General features: G+C 60.9%; 21 protein-coding genes and 2 tRNA genes. 11 read left to right on the plus strand and 12 right to left on the minus strand.

All coding sequences use genetic code 11. From position 1 onward, the window contains the following. Positions 1-17 precede the first annotated feature (17 nt). A complete protein-coding gene (locus NA8A_RS17660) occupies positions 18-1796 on the plus strand; it encodes a DUF4153 domain-containing protein (protein WP_009451732.1) in 1779 nt (592 codons plus the stop codon). Between the two features lie 18 nt (positions 1797-1814). Here NA8A_RS17660 and trmFO read toward each other — a convergent pair whose 3' ends face one another. Both trmFO and NA8A_RS24725 read right to left on the minus strand, forming a co-directional pair. Then, complete coding sequence (gene trmFO / locus NA8A_RS17665) at positions 1815-3218, minus strand: methylenetetrahydrofolate--tRNA-(uracil(54)-C(5))-methyltransferase (FADH(2)-oxidizing) TrmFO (protein WP_040672997.1); 1404 nt, start codon at positions 3216-3218, stop codon at positions 1815-1817. A gap of 806 nt (positions 3219-4024) precedes the next feature. After that, positions 4025-4165: a DUF1127 domain-containing protein gene (locus NA8A_RS24725; protein ID WP_007008226.1), complete on the minus strand. Its 141-nt coding sequence runs from the start codon at positions 4163-4165 to the stop codon at positions 4025-4027. A gap of 348 nt (positions 4166-4513) precedes the next feature. On the opposite strand from NA8A_RS24725, the gene NA8A_RS17670 reads away from it, so the two are divergent. Next, positions 4514-4598: transfer RNA gene (locus NA8A_RS17670), tRNA-Leu, on the plus strand. Positions 4599-4689: 91 nt separating this feature from the next. Then, the gene (gene tig / locus NA8A_RS17675; protein ID WP_009451734.1) at positions 4690-6126 is read left to right on the plus strand and encodes a trigger factor; all 1437 of its coding nucleotides are present in this window, start codon (positions 4690-4692) and stop codon (positions 6124-6126) included. A 311-nt stretch (positions 6127-6437) separates the two neighbouring features. On the opposite strand, the gene radC is transcribed toward tig, so the two are convergent. The 7 genes from radC to NA8A_RS17710 all read right to left on the minus strand — a co-directional run bounded on the left by radC (position 6438) and on the right by NA8A_RS17710 (position 13604). Beyond that, positions 6438-7205: a RadC family protein gene (gene radC, locus NA8A_RS17680; RefSeq protein ID WP_009451735.1), complete on the minus strand. Its 768-nt coding sequence runs from the start codon at positions 7203-7205 to the stop codon at positions 6438-6440. 206 nt (positions 7206-7411) lie between these two features. Further along, positions 7412-8245 carry a type I methionyl aminopeptidase gene (map, locus tag NA8A_RS17685; protein WP_009451736.1) on the minus strand — a complete coding sequence of 278 codons (834 nt, stop codon included), beginning with the start codon at positions 8243-8245 and terminating at the stop codon, positions 7412-7414. Between the two features lie 47 nt (positions 8246-8292). Beyond that, entirely contained in the window at positions 8293-8994 is a 702-nt protein-coding gene (gene sfsA / locus NA8A_RS17690; protein ID WP_009451737.1) for a DNA/RNA nuclease SfsA, read from the minus strand. A gap of 7 nt (positions 8995-9001) precedes the next feature. Beyond that, positions 9002-9985, minus strand: a complete 984-nt coding sequence (locus NA8A_RS17695) for a hypothetical protein (protein ID WP_009451738.1) — start codon at positions 9983-9985, stop codon at positions 9002-9004. A gap of 244 nt (positions 9986-10229) precedes the next feature. After that, positions 10230-10304, minus strand: a tRNA-Glu gene (locus NA8A_RS17700). A 79-nt stretch (positions 10305-10383) separates the two neighbouring features. Then, positions 10384-11538: a YcbK family protein gene (locus NA8A_RS17705; protein WP_009451739.1), complete on the minus strand. Its 1155-nt coding sequence runs from the start codon at positions 11536-11538 to the stop codon at positions 10384-10386. A 233-nt stretch (positions 11539-11771) separates the two neighbouring features. Next, positions 11772-13604 (minus strand): PHA/PHB synthase family protein, encoded by a 1833-nt coding sequence (locus NA8A_RS17710; protein ID WP_009451740.1) that lies wholly within the window; start codon positions 13602-13604, stop codon positions 11772-11774. Between the two features lie 111 nt (positions 13605-13715). Between NA8A_RS17710 and NA8A_RS17715 the strand changes: the two genes are divergently transcribed. The 5 genes from NA8A_RS17715 (at position 13716) to recJ (ending at position 19894) form a co-directional block, all read left to right on the plus strand. Then, positions 13716-14132: a hypothetical protein gene (locus tag NA8A_RS17715; RefSeq protein ID WP_009451741.1), complete on the plus strand. Its 417-nt coding sequence runs from the start codon at positions 13716-13718 to the stop codon at positions 14130-14132. 125 nt (positions 14133-14257) lie between these two features. Further along, on the plus strand, positions 14258-15475 hold the full coding sequence (locus NA8A_RS17720) for an LL-diaminopimelate aminotransferase (RefSeq protein ID WP_009451742.1): 1218 nt from the start codon (positions 14258-14260) through the stop codon (positions 15473-15475). Between the two features lie 50 nt (positions 15476-15525). After that, positions 15526-16839: a homoserine dehydrogenase gene (locus NA8A_RS17725; protein WP_009451743.1), complete on the plus strand. Its 1314-nt coding sequence runs from the start codon at positions 15526-15528 to the stop codon at positions 16837-16839. A gap of 196 nt (positions 16840-17035) precedes the next feature. Next, a complete protein-coding gene (gene glpX, locus NA8A_RS17730; protein ID WP_009451744.1) occupies positions 17036-18013 on the plus strand; it encodes a class II fructose-bisphosphatase in 978 nt (325 codons plus the stop codon). 93 nt (positions 18014-18106) lie between these two features. Next, positions 18107-19894: a single-stranded-DNA-specific exonuclease RecJ gene (recJ, locus tag NA8A_RS17735; RefSeq protein WP_009451745.1), complete on the plus strand. Its 1788-nt coding sequence runs from the start codon at positions 18107-18109 to the stop codon at positions 19892-19894. Positions 19895-19976: 82 nt separating this feature from the next. On the opposite strand, the gene NA8A_RS17740 is transcribed toward recJ, so the two are convergent. From NA8A_RS17740 to folE, 3 genes are all read right to left on the minus strand, one after another. Further along, positions 19977-20897 (minus strand): patatin family protein, encoded by a 921-nt coding sequence (locus tag NA8A_RS17740; protein WP_240532821.1) that lies wholly within the window; start codon positions 20895-20897, stop codon positions 19977-19979. A 154-nt stretch (positions 20898-21051) separates the two neighbouring features. Continuing rightward, positions 21052-21492, minus strand: coding sequence for a phosphoribosyl-AMP cyclohydrolase (gene hisI, locus NA8A_RS17745; protein ID WP_009451747.1), 441 nt, complete (start codon positions 21490-21492; stop codon positions 21052-21054). Between the two features lie 7 nt (positions 21493-21499). Next, on the minus strand, positions 21500-22165 hold the full coding sequence (gene folE, locus NA8A_RS17750; RefSeq protein WP_009451748.1) for a GTP cyclohydrolase I FolE: 666 nt from the start codon (positions 22163-22165) through the stop codon (positions 21500-21502). 242 nt (positions 22166-22407) lie between these two features. Between folE and NA8A_RS17755 the strand changes: the two genes are divergently transcribed. Genes NA8A_RS17755 through NA8A_RS17765 form a run of 3 tightly spaced genes read left to right on the plus strand, consistent with a single transcriptional unit; the run spans position 22408 to position 23617 of the window. After that, on the plus strand, positions 22408-22854 hold the full coding sequence (locus NA8A_RS17755; RefSeq protein WP_009451749.1) for an iron-sulfur cluster assembly scaffold protein: 447 nt from the start codon (positions 22408-22410) through the stop codon (positions 22852-22854). A gap of 2 nt (positions 22855-22856) precedes the next feature. After that, the gene (gene yidD, locus NA8A_RS17760) at positions 22857-23198 is read left to right on the plus strand and encodes a membrane protein insertion efficiency factor YidD (RefSeq protein WP_009451750.1); all 342 of its coding nucleotides are present in this window, start codon (positions 22857-22859) and stop codon (positions 23196-23198) included. Continuing rightward, positions 23141-23617 carry a DUF2267 domain-containing protein gene (locus NA8A_RS17765; RefSeq protein ID WP_081581967.1) on the plus strand — a complete coding sequence of 159 codons (477 nt, stop codon included), beginning with the start codon at positions 23141-23143 and terminating at the stop codon, positions 23615-23617. The genes yidD and NA8A_RS17765 overlap by 58 nt, the downstream gene beginning before the upstream one ends. Positions 23618-23697 lie beyond the last annotated feature (80 nt).

Raw genomic sequence — 23697 nt, forward strand, 5'->3', positions numbered from 1 at the left:
CAGCTGGAGGGTTTGAATTGGCCTCGCATTCATCGGACACGCATCCGGCAACGGGCTGGAAGGCGGCTCTTCGCGAAACCCTGTCTGCGGCGCGCGATGCGATACAGCGTTTTCCCGTAACGACGCTTTTCCTGTTTCTTTGCGCCTTTGTCGCCAATCTCGAAATTCTGGACAACCGCTCCCTGTTGGGATGGATCATCTCACCGGCGCGCCAGGATGATCTGATCCTTTCACTTGCGGTAGCGGCTCTGGCCTCCTTTCCCGCCACCCTGTTTGCACAGGCCCACCGTTTTCAATCCGGTGTTGGAATATTGCTGGGGCTTGTCGCCGGCCTCCTCGCCTTTGCCATCATATGGCCGGGCTTCGCCTTCGCTTCCGGCACCACCGAATGGGCCTTCGTGCTTGCTCTTGCTGGATTTGTTCCGGTGGCGCCCTTCATCGGGCGCGGCTCAAGCGCATCTTTCTGGCTGTTCGGTGCCCGTCTCGTCTTTGCGGGGATGCTCGGGCTTCTGGCACTCGGCCTCTTTGGCGGCGGCATCTCGGCCATTCTGGCGAGCCTTTCGCATCTTTTCGGCCTGCCGGTATCCCATGACCTCTATCAGCATGTCTGGGCCTCCATCGGTCTCTTCATAGCTCCACTCTTCGCCATGGGGCAGACCCCGCAGGATTTCGAGACCGCGCCGGGCGACATGGAAGCGGGGCTGATGAAGCGCGGCATGCGCGCGCTCGGCGATTTCGCCGCCGTGCCCATCCTTATCGTCTATGCGATTATCCTTCATCTTTATGCGGCGAAAATCGTCATCACCTGGTCATTGCCCGATGGGCAGGTCGGATGGCTGGTTCTCACCTACGGCTTCTGTATTTTCGCCGTTCTCATCCTTACCCGCCCTTTCATGGATACGGCCCGCGCCCCGACGCGCTTCTTCGTGCGGTTCTGGCCATTGCTCATGCCTGTACCGCTTGTGCTCCTTTTCTATGCATTGGCGGTTCGCCTGAACGCTTATGGCGTCACGGTCGACCGTTTCCTTCTCGGGCTTTTCGGGGTGATCAGCGCAGTACTGGTTCTCGCCCAGCTTCTACCGCGCCTGCGCGGCGATACCCGCCTCGTGGCGGCTTTGCCGGTGGCGGCCCTTCTGCTTGCGAGTTTCGGCCCGCAGGGAGCTATTTCACGGTCCATCGACAGTCAGACCGAACGTTTTCTCGCGATTGTCGACCAAAAGCCCGTTTCGCCGGAAGCAGAGCGCGATGCACTATCCATATTGCGCTTTCTGAACGGAAAGGGGGCGCTGGATCGTGTGGCTCCCGACACTCTGGAAATCGATCCCGACGGCGATCTAAACGGGGGCGACCGCTACAGGGATGTTGCAGAGGCCTGGGGGCTCGATCCGGACATGAAATATGTGCGGCCGGAAGCCCCGATTACCTTCTTCGGAACAGAAGCTGCCGCTCGTCCAATCGAGGGGTTCGATCTTTTGTTTGTGGGCGTGCGACCGCGCTCGGCATCCGAGCAGCCATTTTCAATGAAATTCCCGGAGGGCCGCGAGGTCCGTATTTCGCTTAGCAACAACGAACTGTCGATTGCGGTCGGCAAGGCGCAGGCGGTTCGCTTCAAGGTCAGTGAAGAGACAATCCTGTCTTTCCGGGTTCAGAAAACGGCACCCACCACAATCTCGCTCGAAGCGGAGGGGCGCCGTGTGATGATTGTTCCATCCTACCTGTTCGCCGAGGTGAAGCCTGCCGTTGAATTGCAGGCAATCGACGGCATCCTGCTGTTGCGCTCAGCCGACTGGCCCTGAGCGCACCGCTCCGCGAATTCACTCTGCGGCGATTTCCGCCGCAGCGCCTTCCAGCCATGCCTTGCAATCGGCAAGCGCTCTGGCGCTCATGGCGCGCTTCTTGGCGAGTGTCTTTTCCTTGCCACGCAGGCGCTTGCCCTCAGGTTTGGGCACCTCGATCGGCGGAAACAGGCCGAAATTGACGTTCATCGGCTGGAAAGAGCGTTTTCCGGGTTCGTCCTCGGACAGGATGTGCCCGCCGGTGATATGGTTGAGAAGCGCGCCGAAAGCGGTGGTCGCCGGCGGCGGGGTGAGCGGACGTCCCAGCCGTGCGGCTGCCGCAAAGCGGCCGGCGATGAGGCCCATGGCCGCACTTTCCACATAGCCCTCGCAGCCCGTGATCTGCCCGGCAAAGCGCAGACCGGTGCGGGTTTTGAGCTGCAGCGTGCCGTCGAGCAGAGCGGGGGAATTGAGATAGGTGTTGCGGTGCAGGCCACCGAGCCGGGCGAACTCGGCAGTCTCAAGGCCCGGAATCATCCGGAAGATATGCGTCTGTTCGCCATATTTCAGCTTCGTCTGGAAACCGACCATATTGTAGAGCGTGCCAAGCGCATTGTCCTGCCGCAGCTGAACCACGGCATAGGGCTTTTCATCCGGCTTGTGAGCATTGGTAAGCCCCATCGGCTTCATCGGCCCGTGCCGCAGCGTCTCGGGGCCGCGTTCGGCCATTACCTCGATGGGCAGGCAGCCATCGAAATAGGGCGTGCCTTCCCATTCCTTGAACTCGGTCTTGCCGCCATCGAGCAGGGCCTGGATGAAAGCCTCGTACTGCGCCTTGTCCATCGGGCAATTGATATAGTCCTTGCCCGTTCCGCCCGGTCCCACCTTGTCGTAGCGCGACTGGAACCAGGCAATGTCCAGATTGATCGTGTCGAAATGAACGATGGGGGCGATTGCATCGAAGAAGGCAAGTGATTCCGAGCCAGTCGCAGCCGAGATCGCCTCCGCCAGAGCCGGCGCGGTGAGCGGTCCGGTTGCGATGATCGCCTCATCCCATTCCTCAGGAGGCAGGCCGGTGATTTCCTCACGCGCAATGGTGATGAGCGGATGAGCCTCGAGAGCCTTGGTCACCGCCTCGGAAAACCCCTCGCGATCGACGGCGAGCGCACCGCCTGCGGGAACCTGGTTGGCATCCCCCGAACTCATGATCAGCGAGCCGGCGAGCCGCATTTCCGCATGGAGAACGCCGACCGCGTTGGTCTCGGCATCGTCGGAGCGGAACGAGTTGGAGCAGACGAGTTCGGCAAGCCCGTCCGTCTTATGTGCGTCGGTTCCGCGCACAGGCCGCATTTCATGCAGGACGACCGGCACGCCCGCCTGGGCTGCCTGCCATGCTGCTTCCGAGCCGGCGAGACCGCCGCCAATGATGTGTATCGGTTTCATGGCTGCCGAGATAGGCCGCAGCAGAGCGGAATGCAACGGGAAGCTTTTCCGCAAACGCTTTGAAGAAAGGGAAATGTGTCGGGAGGAGAGGCTGGATGCAATGGGCGCTCCCCAAAAAAACAACACCCGCCGAGGGAGGAGGTTCGGCGGGTGTCGTTTTGGGATGACCGGCTTTTGGGAGGAGGAGGAGCCGGTCGTATCCGTCAGAACTGGGAGGAGGAGTGTTCTGACGAAACTCTAATTCTTCTGCGGTCGCTCCCTATATGGGGAGCCTCCGCTGGGAAACAACACCCGCCGAGGGAGGAGGTTCGGCGGGTGTCGTTTTGGGATGACCGGCTTTTGGGAGGAGGAGGAGCCGGTCGTATCCGTCAGGGGTTCGGCGGGTGTCGTTTTGGGATGACCGGCTTTTGGGAGGAGGAGGAGCCGGTCGTATCCGTCAGAACTGGGAGGAGGAGTGTTCTGACGAAACTCTAATTCTTCTGCGGTCGCTCCCTATATGGGGAGCCTCCGCTGGGAAACAACACCCGCCGAGGGAGGAGGTTCGGCGGGTGTCGTTTTGGGATGACCGGCCTTTGGGAGGAGGAGGGGCCGGTCAATTCCGAAGGAACAGGGAGGAGGTTGTTCCGCCGGAAACTCGAAAACTGTCCGGATGTCCGCCTAAGCGACTTTTCCGGGGAAACAACACCCGCCGAGGGAGGAGGTTCGGCGGGTGTCGTTTTAGGGTGACCGGCTTTTGGGAGGAGGAGGAGCCGGTCGTATCCGTCAGGATTGGGAGGAGGATAACCCTGACGGAATTCCTTGAACTGTTAGAGCGACTTGCGCGCCACGAACGGAATATCGCCACGCGAGATGCCGAGATCGTTCAGCTCCCGGTTGGAAAGGCGGCTCAGCTCGGTAACCGTCTGACGGTAGCGGCGCCAGTTGCGATAATTGCGGATGATGTTCATTTCTCTAGTCTCACTTCGATGCGAAATCTGAATTCGTCTTGCGATGAGGAGATAGTCCCATCGAGCCATGCTTTGAAGTGCCAATGTTGCATGACTGCAATGCGTTTTGTGCAATGCAACATGGCTTCTTTGCGGCTGCAGCATGACGGCTCTTTGACAGGCGGTTGCGACCTCTCGTGAAGCGTTGCCCGGTGGGACTTGCCGCGCTGCAGCGGGGCGAAGCCGCAGGCTTTCCGGAAAGGCGCAAAAAAGCCCTGAAAATTGCCAATTTCTCTTTGATAGAGTGGGTGCAGGTGATATAGAACCCCGCGCTTTCGGAAGCTTTAGGCGTATCTTGGGACTTTCGAAGCGGGTGTGGTGGAATTGGTAGACACGCAGGATTTAGGTTCCTGTGGCGCAAGCCGTGGGGGTTCAAGTCCCTCCACCCGCACCAGATAGGCCAGTTCCCGGCACGAATTTCCCCGACAGTAGAGCGTTGGGCGCCGTGAAAGCGGTGATGCAAGCGAATACAAAGGTTTTGATGGATGCAGGTAACCGAGACTCTTAATTCAGGGCTCAAGCGCGAACTGAAGGTCATCGTCCCGGCCAAGGATATGGAGGCCCGTCTTTCGGAGCGCCTCGATACCGCCAAGGACAAGGTGAACCTCAAGGGCTTCCGGCCGGGCAAGGTGCCGGTCCAGCATCTGCGCCGGGTCTATGGCAAGTCGCTCATGGCGGAAGTCGTGAACGAGATTCTGTCGGACACGCAGAAGCTTCTTACCGATCGCGGTGAAAAGCCGGCTATGCAGCCGGAGATCGCCATGACCGAGGACGAGAAGGAAGCCGAGAAGGTTCTCTCCGGCGGCGCCGACTTCGAGTTCACCATGTCCTACGAGGTCATTCCGCCGATCGAGCTGAAGCCTTTCTCCGATATCAAGATCACCCGTCAGATTCATGACGTGCCGGATGAAGATGTTGAAGAACAGGTCAAGCGCGTTGCCGATTCCGCCCGCACCTACGAGGTGAAGAAGGGCAAGGCGGCTGACGGCGACAAGGTCAAGATCGACTATCTGGGCAAGATCGACGGTGAAGCCTTTGCAGGTGGCGCCGCCGAGGATTCCGAGGTGGTGATCGGCCTGAACCAGTTCATAGCCGGTTTCGAAGAGCAGCTTGTCGGCCTGAAGGCTGGCGACGAGACCACGATCAAGGTTACCTTCCCGGATGAATATGCCGCTGAGCATCTCGCCGGCAAGGAAGCCGAGTTCGACATCAAGGTGAAGGAAGTCTCCAAGCCGAACGAGCTGGAGATCAACGACGAGACCGCCAAGATGCTCGGCCTGGAATCGGCTGAGAAGCTCCGCGAGATCGTTCGTGGTCAGCTTGAGAACCAGTTCGGTCAGGTGACGCGCCAGAAGGCGAAGCGCCAGATTCTCGACGCTCTTGACGAGGCCTACAAGTTCGAGGCTCCCGAGCGTCTGGTCGAGGCCGAGTTCAACAACATCTGGGAGCAGGTCACCCGCGATCTCGAGCGCGCCGGCCACACCTTCGAGGATGAGGACACGACCGAGGAAGAGGCGCGCGAGGAATATCAGCGTCTTGCCGAGCGTCGCGTGCGCCTTGGCCTCCTTCTCTCCGAGATCGGCGAAAAAGCCGGTGTCCAGGTGAGCGACGAGGAAATGCAGCGCGGCCTGATCGAGTCCATTCGCCGCTATCCCGCCCATCAGCAGCAGGAGATCTACGAGTTCTATCGTCAGAACCCGCAGGCGCTGGCCAATGTCCGTGCTCCTCTCTTCGAGGAGAAGGTCATCGACCATCTGCTGGGCGAGATTTCCGTCACCGACAAGAAAGTGTCGCGCGACGAACTGATGGCCGACGACGAGGATGACGCTGGCGAAAAGCCGGCCAAGGCCGAGAAGGCCGCTCCGAAAAAGAAGGCAGCGCCCAAGAAGGCCGCCGCCAAGAAGAAGGAAGAGGGCGAGTAGGCCCGTTTCCGACCCCAATCAGGAAAGGCCGCCTCAGGGCGGCCTTTTTCTTTAAGGCCGGCTTGGGTAGTCAGCCGGTTCTGTTTCGGGCCATTCCAAATCTTGTTTTTGTATCTATGCGGTTGCCGGTGTTCTGTCAGGCCGCAAAGTGTCGTGATCAGGCACGTGTTGCATCGAACCATGCATGACGCCACTGCTGCGAGATTGAGCACGGCCGGTCGAGCGCAATGACCAATCGTATAGTGACACTCGTCCCAGTTCTTCTTCCGTGATCGGGCCGATTTCCCCGATGCCGCGTGTGGCGGCGAAAGCTAGATCAGATGCGTGCCGCGAAAACTGACATGGCCGCTCGCGCCGATGATGATGTGATCGTGCACCGTGATGCCGAGCGGCTCAGCCGTTTCCACGACGGTCTTCGTCATCTGGATATCCGCCTGCGAGGGAGTGGGATCGCCCGAGGGATGGTTGTGCACGAGAATGACCGCGCTCGCTGAGAGTTCGAGCGCCCGCCGCACGATTTCCCTCGGATAGACCGGCGTGTGATCCACAGTTCCCGTTTGCTGCACCTCGTCGGCGATCAGCCGGTTCTTCTTGTCCAGAAACAGGATGCGAAACTGCTCGCGCGGTTCATAAGCCATGGCCGCATGGCAATAGTCGATGACCTTCGACCAGGATGCCAGGACCTGCCGTCCCATGAACTCGCTTTTCAGCATACGCCGGGCGAGGGCGCCGGCGAGTTTGAGATCGCGCGCGGCCGCTTCTCCGATACCCGGCTCTTCGCAAAGGCGCTGGCTCGGCGCGCCGATCACACCGGCCAGCGAACCGAAGCGCTTGAGAAGGGCTTTTGCCGGCCCTTTGGTGTCCGCGCGCGGAATGGAACGGAAGAGAAAGAGCTCCAGAAGCTCATAATCTGAAAGCGCATCGCTGCCGGCCTCGGCAAAGCGTTGCCGCAGCCGCTCCCGGTGCCCGTGATAATGCGGTTTGTCTATGGCTGGTTCGGTCGTTTCCGCAGGGGGCTTGATCGGCCCCTCTGCGAAGAACCCGCGCTCATCTTCGCCACCCATATCGTCGTTGCGCATCCGTACCCCACCCGAAAATGATGTCCCGCCCGGCGCGTTTGCACTCCAGATGGAACCATTTGACGCCCGCACGAATGCGGAAGAACAGGGAGATCAAGCGGATCAGCGTTTCCCTGAAACGACCACCGCTCCATGCCGCCCATGCGGATAGTAGGGCAATTCCCTCAAGGAGGGAAAGATGTTCGGGGAACTCTTTTCGGTTGCAGTCAGATCTTCGGAGGCAGGCCGGGGCGGTCGAGGCCCGCCAGGGAAAGCGTGAAAATCTCACACCCGGTTTCGGTGACGCCAACCGTGTGCTCATATTGCGCCGACAGCGAGCGGTCGCGCGTTACGGCTGTCCAGCCATCCGAGAGAACTTTCACATGCGGCTTGCCGAGATTGATCATCGGCTCGATGGTGAAGATCATGCCGGGGCGCATTTCGACGCCCTCGTTCACGCTGCCGTAATGCAGGATATTGGGCGCGTCGTGAAACAGAAGCCCCACGCCATGGCCGCAGAAATCGCGAACTACGGAGCAGCGCTCACCTTCCGCATAAGCCTGAATGGCTGCGCCGATGGCGCCGGTGCGTGCGCCGGGTTTGACGGCCTCGATCCCGAGCATGAGGCAATCATGCGTGACTTCCAGAAGACGTTCCGCGGCCCGCTTGATCGTGCCGACGGGATACATGCGGCTCGAATCGCCATGCCAGCCGTCGACGATATAGGTCACGTCGATATTGACGATGTCGCCCTCGCGCAGCGGCTTGTCGTCGGGAATGCCATGACAGACCACATGATTGATCGAAGTGCAGGTGGATTTCGTGTAGCCGCGATAATTCAGTGTGGCCGGAACCGCCCCATGGTCCATGCCGAATTCGAAGACGAAACGGTCGATGGCGTTGGTGGTGAGGCCCGGTTCAACCATCGAAGCGAGTTCGTCAAGGCAGCGTGCAGTGAGGTTGCAGGCCTTGCGCATGCCCTCGAAACCGGCCTCGTCGTAAAGACGGATCTGTCCCGTATTGCGCAAGGGGGCGGCGTCGGCTTCGAGATAGGTGACCATGGCTTCGCTGTCAGTCTGTGTTGGGAGCGTGAACGATTGTGAGGCTTTCACGCCAGGATGTCTATTGTGCAATCGGCGATGATCGCTTCGGGAGTGATTTGGCACTTGATGGCGCAAGCTTCAACCCCCGCATCCGACGCAATGCGGAATGCTGCCGCATAGCGCGCGTCGAGATCCTTGCAAAGCCTGAAGCGATCGCAATCTCCCCGCTGGATGACATAGATCATGATTGCCCGGTGCCCATCGGCGCACATGCGGGCGAGTTCCTGCAGATGCCGCGTTCCGCGTGCTGTCGCAGTGTCGGGGAACTCGGCAAGCCCGTAAGTGCGCATGAAATGGACGTTCTTGACCTCGGCATAGACGGTTTTGCGTTCGGGGTCTTCAAGCAGCAGGTCGATGCGCGAGCGCTCCCCATACCGCTGCTCCCGCTTGAGGGTAACATATTCAGCCAGATCCCCCACGAGCCCTGCGCGTATTGCCTCTTCGGCGATGCGGTTGGGCATGCCAGTGTTGATGCCGACCAGGGTGCCGTCAGCTTCCACGATTTCGAGACGATAGGCGTATTTTCGCTTGGGATCGTCGGAATGGGAGAGAAAGACCCGGGAACCGGGTGCCGTAAGTCCAAGCATCGACCCGGTGTTCGGCACGGAAACGGTGATTGCGCTTCCGTCAGGCAATATGACGTCGGCCAGAAACCGCTTGTAGCGGCGCAGGAGCGTTGCTTCGACAAGAGGCGAGGAAAAGCGCATTCTTTCTTCAATCCTCGCCAGGAGAGGCGCTATGTGGCTGCGCTGCCGGTGCCCGCTTCCGATAGAAGCGGCCGAGAAGCATCGGGGTCAGATAGATGGGAACCTGATAGCAGCCGATGTAGAGAAGAAGTGGATCGGTGATCGTGGCGGGCAGGGCGGTCAGGAAGAGGCTGATATTCCTGTTTCCCGCAACAATGCCGAGGGGGCCTGCCAGCGCCTGGTGCCCGGTTTTCTCCAGAAACAGCGCGGCCGCGATCTGCAGCAGGAAATTGGCCGCAAAAGCGACGGCAAGGTGAAACAGAACCTGCAGCGGATCCACCCACAGCATTGCGCCCATTGCCGACATGAGGCCGATGACGATCATCCCCATCAGCAGGGCCGATATGCCGTCCATGGAGCGAATAGCACGAGGCCCGGGAGATTTCAGGAAGAACCCTCTCACGATGAAGGCCGCAGCCACCGCCACCGCGATCACCGAAAGCAGCCGGCCTGCCGCCATAAGAATGAGGCTCGAATCACCGAGCGCTGGCATGAACCAGAACACCGGAACAACGGTGAGCGGCATCAAGGCGGTGCCGAGCGTCATGACCCGCAAGGCAGGGGCGGGATCGTTGCCGGTCATGATCGCAAGATGCGGGCTGCCGGAAATGGGGGGAGCCGCGGCCATCAGAATAAGCGCGGTGGGAAGGGCGCCGCGCCAATCCACCAGATAGAAGATGAGAATGAGAAGAAGAGGCAGCGCAAGCTGCAGGAGCAGGCTCGTACCCGCCGATTGGCCGATATCGCGCACGGCACCCAGAAGCTGCCTTGGCCCGACGCGAAGGGCTGCCATGAAAAGCAGTGCCCCGATCATCTCGGCGATCCACGGCTTGGCCGCCTGGGCTGCGCCGGGAACGAAAAGGCCGACCAGAAGCCCGGCAATGAGAATCAGGCGGGCATGTCGTGCGAACGAATCGAGTGTGGCTTCCACGAAGCCCTTGGCACTGGCCATTCCCTGTCGCTTTCAACTCTGCCCATAGTCCTGCCCACACACGCTGATGGCGGGGAAATGGGAAATTCACATGCTTGCCTGAGAGGCGGATGTCCGGCAGAGGGCACCGGAAGCCTTCGAAACCAAGGCTGTGCTTAAGCAGTCGCTCGCGCGGGGTCAAACATGCGACCGCCGATTGGCGGCGTGGCCTGACAGGCACCACACGCTGGCACAACGATTCATGAAAGAGGAAAGAGAAATATCTTGGTACGCCCAAGGGGAATCGAACCCCTGTTTCCGCCGTGAAAGGGCGGCGTCCTAACCGCTAGACGATGGGCGCGCTCAAGACGAGGTGCCTTATAGTGAGCTTCGCGGCTCCCGGCAACCCATCTTGTGATGGTAGCATACGTTTTTTTGAATTATTTGCGGCGGCGGCAGCGCCAGTTCCAGTCGCGCTCCGGACCGACGTCCACATGCACCGAATTCGTGTGGCAATAGGTGCCAACACCGCCACGGCCGGGCATGGAGCGCGCGAACTTGGCCAGCTCCCATTTGCTCACGCCATCGATCTGGATGTCGGCAGCCGCGCAGTACATGTGCAACGAGTTGCGCGCGCCGCGAACACGCTGATTGTAGCTGGGACTGCGATAGCCTGAAGTGACGATGATTCGCTTTCCGTAATGGCGTTCGATCTTCTTGAGAACGCTCACCAGAGCCGGCTTGAGGCAGGCGGTATCGACGCTTTCGCGTTGCTTCAAAAGACCATTGGGCGCCAGACGCGCGAGGCCTGCCGCCGAAGCAACCTGATAGCTCGGCTCGTCCTCGTAAAGATCGACGTCTGCATCGCCCGAACCCGATTTTCGGGTGAATTCGAAAAGGCTCTCGCCTTGCCGCACGCCGGGCAGGGCATCGCCAAGGCTGGCGCGAACCGGTCGAGCGTCCGAAGTGGCCGCGGTGAGAACCACCTTGGGTTTTTCTCCTCGCTGTGCCGGCTTGGGTTGGGCGGCTGGCGTCGCTGCTTTCTCGACGGCCGCTGCTGCATTCGATTGGCGGCCGGAGAAGAATGCGGAGAGGAAATCGCGTTTCTTGGGGCTGGTTTCCTCAGCGTTTTGCTGGGGGGCTTCGGCCGGTAATTCGGCGGCTGCAGCCTGGACCGGTGCCTCTTCTTTGTTTTGGGGTTTGGCCGGGGCGGCGCTTGCCGTTTCCTGATTGGTCTCAGCCGCGGGGGCTTCGGGCTCGGCTTGCGCCGTCTGAGTGGCGCCCTGCGCCTCCTCGGAAGCCTGCGGTGTTCCCTCGGCTGCCGCTACCGCGACTGCATCTTCCTGTCCAGGACGTGCAGTCGGGGTGGGGGCAGAAGCATCCGCAAAGGAGAGCGTGTCCTCTCCGAGGGAAGCGCTGGCGAGCGTTGTCGAGGCGCTCTGGTCTCCGGCGGGAGCAAGCCCCAATTGAACCGTGGGGTCGGACGCGGTGGAGCAGGAAGCGAGAAGGACAGACATGAGTGCGGCGATAACGCTGCCGCAGCCAACACCTCTCCCTTCGATCGCGCGACCTGTGCCGCGATGCCAGAAAGCCAAGAACCAACCCCCTCAACAAGACAGTTCAGAGCGGCGGGGAACACACCGTTCCAGCGCCATGCTCAGCCCACCTCCGAATCGAATACGCAAAACAAATTATTCGCGAGAAACGGAAATATGCCGCTAGGTAACAAATGAGGCAAGAACATGTTGCTTATGCAAAACATGCTGCATGCCGGCTATTGTGTTGATTTTCTATACGCCGTTAACCCTGTTGGCAATGCTGTGGGCGTTCACGAACGAATACGGACATAATCACCGGGTGCATCCCCTAGGGGCTTTTTCTTACCACCCGGTTTACGGGCGGCAACGCGTTCGCCGTCCTGTTTCTCGATCCATGTCTGCCAATAGGGCCACCAGGAACCGCCGGTTTCTTGTGCGTTCGTGATCCAGCTTTCCAATTCGCCGGCAGGCTTCGCCCCGGTCCAGAACTGGTATTTGTTGGAGACGGGCGGATTGACCACGCCTGCGATGTGGCCTGATCCTGCCAGGACGAATTCGACCGGGCCGCTAAAGAAGCTGCTGCCGAGGAACACGGATTTTGCAGGGGCGATGTGGTCTTCGCGGGCCGCCAGATTGAAGATCGGTATCGTGATCGCGCCAAGGTCGATCTTCTTGCCGCCAAGTACGGCACGCCCGTGCGACAGGTTGTTCTCAAGATAGCAGTTGCGCAGGTAGTAGGAGTGGTTTGCGGCGGCCAGCCGGGTCGAATCGGAATTCCAGTAAAGGAGATCGAAGGGAAGTGGCGCCTTACCGCGCAGATAATTGTTCACCACATAAGGCCAGATCAGGTCGCCGGCCCGCAGCATGTTGAAGGCCGTGGCCATCCGGTTGGCGTCGAGATAGCCTTTGCCCTGCATCACCTTGTCGAGGGCTGCGATCTGTTCTTCATCGACGAACACTTTGAGATCGCCTGCATAGGTAAAGTCCACTTGCGTGGTGAGGAAGGTCGCCGTTGCTATGCGCTCGTCGCCTTCCGCTGCCATCAGCGCCAGGCTGGCCGCAAGCAGGGTTCCGCCGACGCAATAGCCGACGGCGTTGACCTGCTTTTCACCGGTCGCCTTTTCGACAGCGTTGAGAGCAAAGCGGATCCCTTCCTCAAAATAGTCGCTCCAGTCCAGAGTGCCGTGCCGCTCGTCCGGGTTCACCCAGGAGATGACGAACACCGTGTGACCTTGTTCCACCGCCCAGCGGATGAACGATCTTTTGGGGTTGAGATCGAGAATGTAGAATTTGTTGATCCATGGCGGGACGATCAGGAGAGGGCGCTTGAGCACGTTCTCGGTCGCCGGTGCGTATTGCAGGACCTCCACCAGCCGGTTGCGTGCGATCACCTTTCCGGGTGTGGCCGCAATGTTCTCGCCGACTTTGAACTGGGAAGCATCCGATTGGCGCAGTTTGATATCGCCCCTGCCGGCGGAGATGTCCTCGGCGAGCATGCGCATGCCACGCACCAGATTCTCGCCATTGCTCGCCATCGTCTCGCGGAAGAGCTCGGGATTGGTGAGCAGGAAATTGGAGGGTGACAGCGCCTGGCTCACCTGCTCCATGTAGAAGCGGGCCTTGTGCCGGGTCGCCAGGTCAAGGCCATCGGCGCCTTCCACAAGGTCGAGCGCCCATCGCGAGGTGACGAGATATGCCTGCTTGAGGAAACTGAAGAAGGCGTTGCGCCCCCATTCGGGGTCTTGGAAACGCTTGTCGGAAGCCGGAGCCTCCGCATGGTCGGGGATGCCGGCTTCGCTCATGCGGCGAATGGCGTTTGCCCAGATGCCCATGAATTCGGCGAAGAGCCGCGTCTGTGCTTCCAGCGCTCGTGTAGGATCGCCGAGCCAATATTCGCTGACACGTGAAAAGGTCTTGATCATGTCGGCGATGGGAGCTGCCGAGACGTCGCTTGCCTCGCCCTTTTCGCGGGCTTGGGTCCACGCGGCAGCCACTTTGCCGAGTTCTTCCATGGCGCGCGCCAGATTGCGCGCGAATTGCTCGGGATTCCTGGCGGTGTATTGGTCGATCAAAGGGCTGGAGCGGTCATCCTCTTGCCGATCGCGTTCTTTCTGCTCAGCCATAACTTGCGCCCGCACTTATATGCGCCTTCCAACTGACGCCTTGTTAACATAGTTTGTCGGGAAGCTCCCCATTCTCATGATGCATCGTAGCGACTTGAATCGGAAGAGAATATGAAATTGACGAGGCGAGGCGCCTTTTTTCCTGCTGCCGCGATTTGCGCGGCCCTTGCTGCCCTTTCAGGTTGCACGACGACGAATCTTGCCGACATCGCTCCCACCAGCGCGACGGCAACGCCGGTTCCCCAACCCCGCCCGCAGGAAACCGCCGCCAACCCGGTCGCGCAGCCTTCAGGTGGCGGGCCTCGAGAAACGGGCGAATATCCAAATCTCAACGTGGCGCCCACAAGGGCGGCAAATCCGATCAGCGACGCAGAGAAAAGCTCGATCGTGCGCGATCTGACCGCCACGCGCAACAGCGTCAATGCAAACGCGCCCTCCGTCGATACGGCAGCCGAAACCCGCCGTCTTCGCGAATTGGCCAGAACGCACGCCCAGCGCCAGCTTGAGGAAATCGAAAAGAGCGAATAGCTCGCCGCGCCGGGTTCCCGGGCCCATTTTCCTGTGCCCTTGTGGCGCGCCTTGCTCTCGACCGCCCGGGGGTTTGGGTATAAGGAGAGCCGGCGCAAGGTGCGCATGCGTGTTGAGGAACCCCTATGGAAGAATTCCATAAAATCCGCCGGCTTCCGCCTTATGTGTTCGAGCAGGTCAATCGCCTGAAGGCGAGCGCCCGCTCGCGCGGGGCCGATATCATCGATCTCGGCATGGGCAATCCGGATTTGCCGACGCCGCAGGCCATCGTCGACAAGCTGTGTGACGTGGTGCGCGACCCGCGCACCCACCGTTATTCATCCTCGCGCGGCATTCCTGGCCTGCGCCGCGCCCAGGCCAATTATTATGCCCGTCGCTTCGGCGTGAAGCTCGACCCCGATACTCAGGTCGTCGCCACGCTCGGCTCGAAGGAAGGTTTCGCCAATATGGCGCAGGCCATCACCGCCCCCGGCGACGTGATTCTGTGCCCGAACCCGACCTATCCGATCCATGCCTTCGGTTTCATCATGTCTGGCGGCGTCATCCGCGCCATGCAGGCCGAGCCGGACGACAATTTCCTTCCCGCTCTCGAGCGCGCCGTGCGCTATTCGACGCCCAAGCCATTGGCCCTGATCCTCAACTATCCGGCCAATCCGACCGCCTTCACCGCGAGTGTCGATTTCTACAAGGATGTCGTTGCCTTTGCGCGAAAGCATGATCTGATCATCCTGTCCGACCTTGCCTATTCCGAGATTTATTTCGACGGCACGCCGCCGCCCTCCGTCCTGGAAGTGCCCGGTGCAATGGACGTGACGGTGGAATTCACCTCCATGTCGAAGACATTCTCCATGCCCGGTTGGCGCATGGGCTTCGCAGTGGGCAATGAGCGGCTGATCGCGGCGCTGTCACGGGTGAAATCCTATCTCGATTACGGTGCATTCACGCCGATCCAGGTGGCTGCCACCGCCGCGCTGAACTCGGATGGAACTGAGATTGAGGAAGTGCGCTCGATCTATCATCGCCGTCGCGACGTGCTGGTGGAATCTTTTGCACGCGCGGGCTGGGACGTTCCGGCACCACCCGCCACCATGTTCGCCTGGGCGCCGATCCCCGAACCCTACCGCCATCTGGGCTCGCTTGAGTTCTCCAAGCTCCTGGTCGAGAAGGCCGATGTCGCGGTTGCGCCGGGCATAGGATTCGGCGAGTTCGGCGACGATCATGTGCGCATCGCGCTGGTGGAGAATGAGCACCGCGTTCGCCAGGCTGCGCGCAATATCAAGCGCTTCCTGTCTCAGGCGCCCGAAAGCGCCGACAACGTCATTCCGCTCGGCGCGCGTCGCTGAGCGGATACACCCGAAAACAGCTTAATTTACCAGAAGGAGCACGCCGCGAGATGGTCGAAGCGTTGCGTATTGGAATTGCGGGTCTTGGTACCGTTGGAGCGTCCGTTGTGCGCTGCATGGCCGAGAAGGAAGCAGAACTGACCCGGCAATGCGGACGCACGATTACGGTGACGGCCGTCTCCGCGCGTGACCGAACGCGTGATCGCGGCATCGACCTGGCCGGCGCGCAATGGTTCGACGATCCGGTCGACCTTGCCCGCACCGCGGATATCGACGTTTTTGTCGAACTGATCGGTGGCGACAGCGGACCTGCCTTTGAGGCGGTCAAGGCGGCCCTGAATGCTGGCCGCCATGTGGTGACGGCCAACAAGGCGCTTTTGTCCAAGCGCGGCGTTGAGCTTGCTGCCATTGCCGAGGATAAGGGAATTCTCCTCAACTACGAGGCGGCGGTCGCCGGCGGTATTCCCGTCATCAAGACCATGCGCGAATCGCTTGCCGGCAATACCGTCGAGCGCGTTTTCGGCATCATGAACGGTACGGCCAACTACATTCTGACGCGGATGGAAGCAGAGGGTCTGTCCTTCGAGGACTGCCTGACGGAAGCACAGCGCCTTGGATATGCCGAAGCCGATCCGACTTTCGACATCGAGGGGCACGATACGGCCCACAAGCTCTCCATTCTGACGAGCCTTGCCTTCGGCTGCCGCATTTCGGCCGATGACATCTATATGGAGGGCATCTCCAACATCACGCAGGCGGATATCCGGGCTGCCGCTGAACTCGGTTATCGCATCAAGCTTCTGGGTGTTGCCCAGCGCACCGACAGCGGCGTGGAACAGCGCGTCCACCCCACCATGGTGCCGACCCAGTCTGTCATCGCGCAGGTACATGGTGTCACCAATGCCGTTGCGATCGAGACCGATATTCTGGGCGAACTGCTTCTTTCCGGCCCTGGAGCCGGTGGCAACGCCACTGCTTCCGCGGTGATCGGCGATATCGCCGACATTGCCAAGAGCCGTCCGGGTTTTCAGCACGGACCGGTGTTCGGCCGCCCGGCAAAGAAGCTCACCCCCTACAAGAAAGCCCGCATGCGCGCCCATGAGGGCGGCTACTTCATCCGCATGACGGTGCATGACCGTGCCGGTGTTTTCGCTGCCATTGCCAAACGCATGGCCAGCAATGACATTTCGCTTGAATCCATCGTTCAGCGTGCCGATGCGGGGCTGTCGGAAGATCAGAAGAACGTCATCCTGGTCACGCACGAAACCACGGAAGCGGCTGTCCGCAAGGCCGTGGACGGCGTGATGCAGGACGGCCATCTGGTCGATAAGCCTCAGGTGATCCGCATCGAACGGGCCGCCTGAATACGATCATGCCGCGGCGCGGGGGGCGGGATATCGCTCTTTTTGCGCCGCTGGCATGGCTCGGTTTTCACCCTGTCACATTTATTCAATCGATTCATGTTCTTGACGGAAGGCGCAGGGCCTTGCCGTTGAGCGCGCTCTTTGCAAGAAGAAGCCGGCAGCTCATAGGGAGCGCCGGAACATCAGGATCAAACTCATGCTGAAAGCCAACCAGGCCGGTCTCGACCGCATTCTCACGCTGGAACTCGTTCGTGTGACGGAGCGCGCTGCGGTGGCTGCGGCCAGGCTGCGCGGCCGCGGAGACGAGAAGGCCGCCGATCAGGTGGCCGTCGATGCGATGCGCTCCGAGTTGAACCGCCTGCCCATCAAGGGCACGGTCGTGATCGGCGAGGGTGAGCGCGACGAGGCGCCGATGCTGTATATTGGCGAGGAAGTGGGCGTCGGCGAGGGGCCGGAAGTCGACATCGCGCTCGATCCGCTGGAAGGCACGACCATCTGCGCGAAGAACCTGCCGAATTCGCTCGCCGTGATCGCCATCGCCGAACGCGGCAGCCTGCTTTATGCGCCTGACGTCTATATGGAGAAGATTGCCGTTGGCCCGGGGTATCCCGAAGGCGTTGTGGATCTCGACGCTCCGGCCGTCGAGAACATCGAGGCGCTCGCCAAGGCGAAGGGCGTGCCGGTCAACGAGATCACCGCCTGCATTCTCGACCGCCCGCGCCATGCCCGGCTGATCGAAGAAGTGCGCGGCACCGGTGCTGCCATCCGCCTTATTGGCGATGGCGATGTCGCCGGCGTGATCCACACCACTGATCCCGACGAGACGGGCATCGACATTTACCTTGGCATTGGCGGTGCTCCCGAGGGTGTGCTTGCTGCTGCTGCGCTGCGCTGCATCGGCGGTCAGATGCAGGGTCGCCTGCAGCTCAACACCGAGGAGAAAGTTGCCCGCGCTGCCAAGATGGGTATTTCCGATCCCAACAAGATCTACCGTATGGACGAGATGGCCAAGGGCGACGTGCTCTTTGCTGCCACGGGCGTGACGGACGGCAATTTACTTTCGGGTGTCAAGTTCGGTCGCGAGCAGATTTCCACGCACACCATCGTGATGCGTTCTTCCTCGCAGACCGTCCGCGAAATCATCGCGCGCCATCAGGACCTCGATAAGTTCTGAAGAAAGGGCGCCCGGTCGTCCATATATTGCGGGCAAGGCAAACCGCATCGTCCCGGCTTGCCTTTGCTCCGCGCCTGTGAAACCTAGGCGGCGATGACGACTGGCGACAAACGGTATTTTCTCGATATCCGGCACTCGGCTCGTGGGCTGGCGTGGGAGCATCGCCTCGATCAGCGCGGCGAGAACATCGCGCTTGCCATCGCCCAAAATCACGGCATTCCCGATATCGTCGCGCGCGTGCTCGCTGGCCGGGGCGTTGGGCAGGACGATGCCGAGCGCTTTCTGGCGCCGACCATCCGCGATCTTCTGCCCGATCCGGCAAGCCTCACCGACATGGAAGCCGCAGCCGCCCGTCTGGCGGAGGCAATCCGGCGTGGCGAGAGGGTAGCGATCTTCGGCGATTACGATGTGGATGGCGCCGCTTCGTCCGCGATGATGAAGCGGTTTCTCGCCCATTACGGCATCGAGGCGGAAATCTACATTCCCGACCGTATCTTCGAAGGTTACGGCCCGAACCCCGATGCCATGCGTGAACTCGTGCAACGCGGCGCGAGCCTCATTGTCACCGTCGATTGCGGCGTCAACAGCGTCGAGGCGGTGGCCGCGGCGAATGCGGCGGGTGCCGATGTGGTGGTGCTCGACCACCATCAGGTCGGAGGCGAGCTGCCACCCGCTGTTGCCAGCGTCAATCCGAATCGGGAGGACGACCTTTCGGGGCAGGGGCATTTGTGCGCGGCGGGCGTTGTGTTCCTTGCGCTGGTCCAGACCGTGAAGGAACTGCGCCGGCAAGGCGCAACCAAGACCCCGCCCGACCTTCTGTCCATGCTCGATCTCGTGGCTCTGGCGACTGTTTGCGATGTGGTACCTCTGGTCGGCGTCAACCGAGCCTTCGTCGTCAAGGGACTTCTGGCGGCCCGCCAGATGCTGACACCGGGGCTTGCCGCGCTGGCACGGGTATCGCGCATCGGCGAACCGCTGAACCCCTATCACTTCGGCTTTCTGATCGGCCCGCGCATCAATGCGGGTGGCCGCATCGGCAATGCCGCTCTCGGCAGCAATCTTCTGGCGACCAACGATCCGGCAGAGGCCGCGAGCATTGCGGAAACGCTGGATCGCCTGAACACCGAGCGTCAGGACATGGAGACGGTGATGCTTGCCGAAGCGCGGGCCGAGGCCGATGCCGAGCTTCTTTCAGGCGAGGGGCCGGCGGTTCTGGTAACGGCCAGCGAACGCTGGCACCCGGGTATTGTCGGCCTGATCGCATCGCGGCTGAAGGATCATGCGCGCCGACCGACTTTCGCCATCGCCTTCGACCCGTCAGGCAAAGGCACGGGTTCGGGCCGCTCCATTCCCGGGTTTGATCTCGGAAAGCTCGTGCGCGAGGCGGTGTCCGAGGGCTTGCTGGTCAAGGGAGGTGGCCATGCCATGGCGGCGGGCATCACGGTGGAACGTGCGAAACTCGGCGCTCTGCGCGCATTCTTCGAGGACCGGGCCGCGACTGCGGTGAAATCCCTGCGCGACGCCGAAAGCCTGAAGATCGATGCGGCGCTCTCTGCCGACGGAGCGGGGCTTGCCTTGCTGGATGAGCTGGAAAAGGCCGGACCCTACGGCTCGGGCCATCCCACGCCGGTGGTAGCCTTGCCGCGTCACCGGCTGAACGATGCGCGTATCGTCGGCAATGGTCATATCCGTATCGAGTTGCGCTCGCAGACCGGCGCGCGCCTAGAAGGGATCGCCTTCCGTGCCGCGGAGACCGATCTCGGCAATTTCCTCTTCAAGAGCCGGGGTGCTATCGTGCATGCGGCCGGAACGCTCGCCGTCAACCATTGGAACGGCAATCGCCGTGTCCAGTTGCGCCTTCAGGATGCGGCGGGGGCCTGAAAGAGGATAGGGGGCTTCTCGTTCGAAGACCTATCTGACACTCTTTGCTGGCAGGGGCGTTGTGCACAATGTCTGGACGCCTCTATCGCAGGAAGGTGAGTAGCCTTTCGAGCTCAGGAAGCCGCGCCTGCGTGGTTTCATAGCCGATGGCGATGGCCTCGTCGGCGCGGTGGAACTCCGTCAGGCCGAGATGACCAAGCTTGGGCTGAAGCGAAAGATCGGGCGGGTCGCCCGCCATACGCGCCCGCGAAATCCTGTCCTGAATGATGTTGAAGGCCTCGACCATGACGCCGGTAATGCCGATCCGCTGTTCGCGTTCGTGCTGCTCGCCTGCGGCGGCTCCGTCGGTTCTGGTGCGCGTCTCGCTGGGCTGCGGCAGGCCCGCATTGTGTTTGATGACGGCCGCGCGTCCGAAAAGGTCGTAGTGAAGGTTCACAGCAACGACCAGCGGCTGCTCATGGGCACGACAGGCCGAGACCGGCACCGGATTGACGAGCGCACCGTCCATCAGAACCCGGCCATTGCAATGCACGGGCTCGAAAACGCCCGGAAGCGCATAGGAAGCACGCATCGCCGTGATGAGCGAGCCGCTTGAAAGCCAGATTTCATGACCGGTACGCATTTCCGCGGCCACGCACACGAACGGTTTGGCGAGATCGTCGAAGGTGACGCCGTCCAGATGTTCCTGCATGCGTGCCGTCAGCTTCATGCCGCCGAAAAGCCCGCTGCCGCGCAGATTGAGATCGAGCAGCCCGAAAATACGTCGCTTTGTGAGCGATCTGGCGAATTCCTCGAGTTCGTCGAGCTTGCCGGCAAGATAACAACCGCCAACGAGCGCGCCGATGGAGGTGCCCGCGATCATGCCGATGGGAATATTGGCTTCCTCGATTGCCCGTAGAACACCGATATGGGCCCAGCCGCGGGCTGCACCGCCACCCAGCGCCAACGCTATGCCGCGCGGAGCCTGCGGTTCCGGTTCCGGTAAATCGGGCTCGGGAGGCATCGGTTCGATGTCCCGGTCGCCCTGTTTCTTGCGAAGAGATGCCCAGTCGAGCATGTCCGTCTCCTAATCCCCGGACATAAGGGTGCCCGAGGACAGTGTCAAATTGGTGAAGATTTGTCGCATCGTGCGCCCGAAAGGTTCACGAGGGGCAATTTCACCCGTTTGCGCTCGACAACGGCTTCATGCCGAGATCGACCAGAACCGCCTTTCCATCCCGAACGCTGATGTTGCGATAAAAGCAAGTGCTGCGCCCGGTATGGCAGGTTGCCCCATCGCCCACGACAGTCACCGCAAGGTGCACCGCATCCTGGTCGCAATCCGTCGCCATGGACACGATATGCTGCACGTTTCCCGAGGTTTCGCCCTTTTTCCAGAGCTTGCCGCGCGAGCGTGACCAGTAATGTGCAATGCCTGTTTCCAGTGTCGTCGCAAGGGCCTCGGCGTTCATGTGCGCGACCATCAGGAGCGCGCCGCTCTCCGCATCCGTGACAACGGCCGTAACAAGACCATTTGCGTCGAAACGGGGCGAAAAAGCCGTGCCTTCCTCAAGCGCGACTTTCTCCGCAGGGGCGGGGGGAAAGGTGATTTCCGTCATTTGCGCCCTAGTTCCGTATGTCGCGCAGCATGGTCATGAAGCGCGCCTGCTCCTGCAGGTCCTGCTTGTAGGCACCGGTAAATGTGGTGGTAAGCGTGGTCGACCCCTGCTTGCGGATGCCGCGCATGGCCATGCACATATGTTCCGCCTCGATGAGAACGGCAACGCCGCGCGGCTGCAGGACTTCCTGGATCACGCCGGCAATCTGCGCGGTCATGGATTCCTGGGTTTGCAGGCGGCGCGCGAAGATGTCGACGACGCGGGCGATCTTCGACAGGCCGACCACCTTGCCATCGGGCAGATAGGCGACATGAGCCTTGCCGATGATCGGCACCATGTGATGCTCGCAGTGCGAATGGAACGAGATGTCCTTGATCAGGACCATGTCGTTATAGCCCTGCACCTCCTCGAAGGTGCGCCCGAGTTCTTCCGCCGGGCATTGGTCATAGCCCGAAAACATCTCGCGATAGGCCTTGGCCACCCGCTGGGGCGTCTCGATCAGCCCCTCGCGGGAAATGTCGTCACCGGTCCAGCGCAAAAGAGTGCGAACGGCGGCTTCGACCTCTTCCTGGGATGGGCGGTCGGTAAAAGGTTTGTCCATGAAGGATTTACTCTCCGCATCCTTGCCACCCTTGTCGGTGTGAGGCGGAAAATTCTTGATAACAGCATCCATAGAAGGCGTCTCCCGTAGTCCCTGTCTACGCAGGGACGAGTTGAACGGTTCACGGCCTTATCCAGCGGGTTTGGGAGAAATATCTCAGCCCGGCCCGAAAGCGGCGTGCACTTAACCGGGGTCCTGGGAAAATACATCCCTTGTCGCGGACCCATGGTGCTCATTATATATGCTGGAAGTGAGCGAAAGAAAGACCGGGAAGCAATATCCTGACACTTTGACCGGCCAATTCGAAGAAAACTATGCTGGACGACGTCTACAACGCGAAAATTCTCGGCTTTGCGGGCAATATCGGCCGTATCGGTCGGCTTTCTGCCCCGGATGCAAGTGCCAAGGCACATTCCAAGCTTTGCGGCTCGACCGTGCTGGTCGACCTCAAGATGGAGGGTGATACCGTCACCGATTTTGCTCATGAGGTGAAGGCCTGCGCCCTGGGACAGGCATCCTCATCCATCATGGCGGCCCATGTGGTGGGCGCAACCGCCGACGAATTGCGCCATGTGCGCGATCAGATGTACGCCATGCTGAAGGAGGAAGGTCCTCCGCCGCAGGGGCGTTTCGATGACCTGAAATATCTGGAGCCCGTTCGCGGCTACAAGGCGCGCCACGCCTCCACACTCCTGACATTCGATGCGGTGGTCGACGCCATCGGGCAGATCGAGAAGGCGCGCGCGGACGCTGCGGCCTGACGATGGCCGGCGCTCCGACCAGCCGCAATTGGCGCGGACCGTGGCCGAAGACGCCGGGGCGCATTTTCGGTACGGCTTTCGTTCGGCTCTACCAGCTCACGCTTTCCGGTTTCATCGGAAATTCGTGTCGTCATTTCCCCACCTGTTCGGAATATGCCTATGAGGCGATTGCCCGCCATGGTCTTTGGGCGGGCGGCTGGATGGGGCTTTTCCGCGTTGTGCGTTGCGGGCCGGGCGGAACGCATGGGGTGGATCCGGTGCCCGACACGCTCGACGAGCGGCTTAAATGGTGGACACCCTGGCGCTACTGGCCCTTGTCGAGGCAGAAGGGCGGCCACGAATGACCGTTCCCATGGACTATCTCTATGCCAGTCGCGATTTTCGCCGGTTTCTGGGATCGGTCAAGGAACGCGCCATGCTGGCCACCAACAACCAGTCCTATGCGGTGACGCGAGCGGTTCTTCATGTGTTTCGCAGCCATCTCGCACTGCGCGATGTTCTGGTCTTTGCGGAAATCCTGCCGCCTTTGCTGCGCGTAACCTTTCTGGAAGGGTTGGGCGCGGAACACAAACCTATCGCATTCCCGGATCGTCAAACGCTTCTTGAAGAGGTGAAGGCGGTGCGTGAACCTCATAACATCGCACCGGACAGCGCCATCGACGACGTTGCCGAAATCTTGCGCGCCGAAATCGGAGAAGCGACCCTTCGGCGTGTCCTCGGGCGCATGCCGCAGGACGCGCAGGCCTACTGGCTGGCCAGTTGAAACAGGCATTCTCCGGCACGCGGTCTGCCAAGGACGCGGTTTGCTCTTTACGCGCTCTGGCGAAACGCTTATTTCGACCC

The organism is Nitratireductor indicus C115 (assembly GCF_000300515.1).
Lineage (GTDB): Bacteria > Pseudomonadota > Alphaproteobacteria > Rhizobiales > Rhizobiaceae > Nitratireductor > Nitratireductor indicus.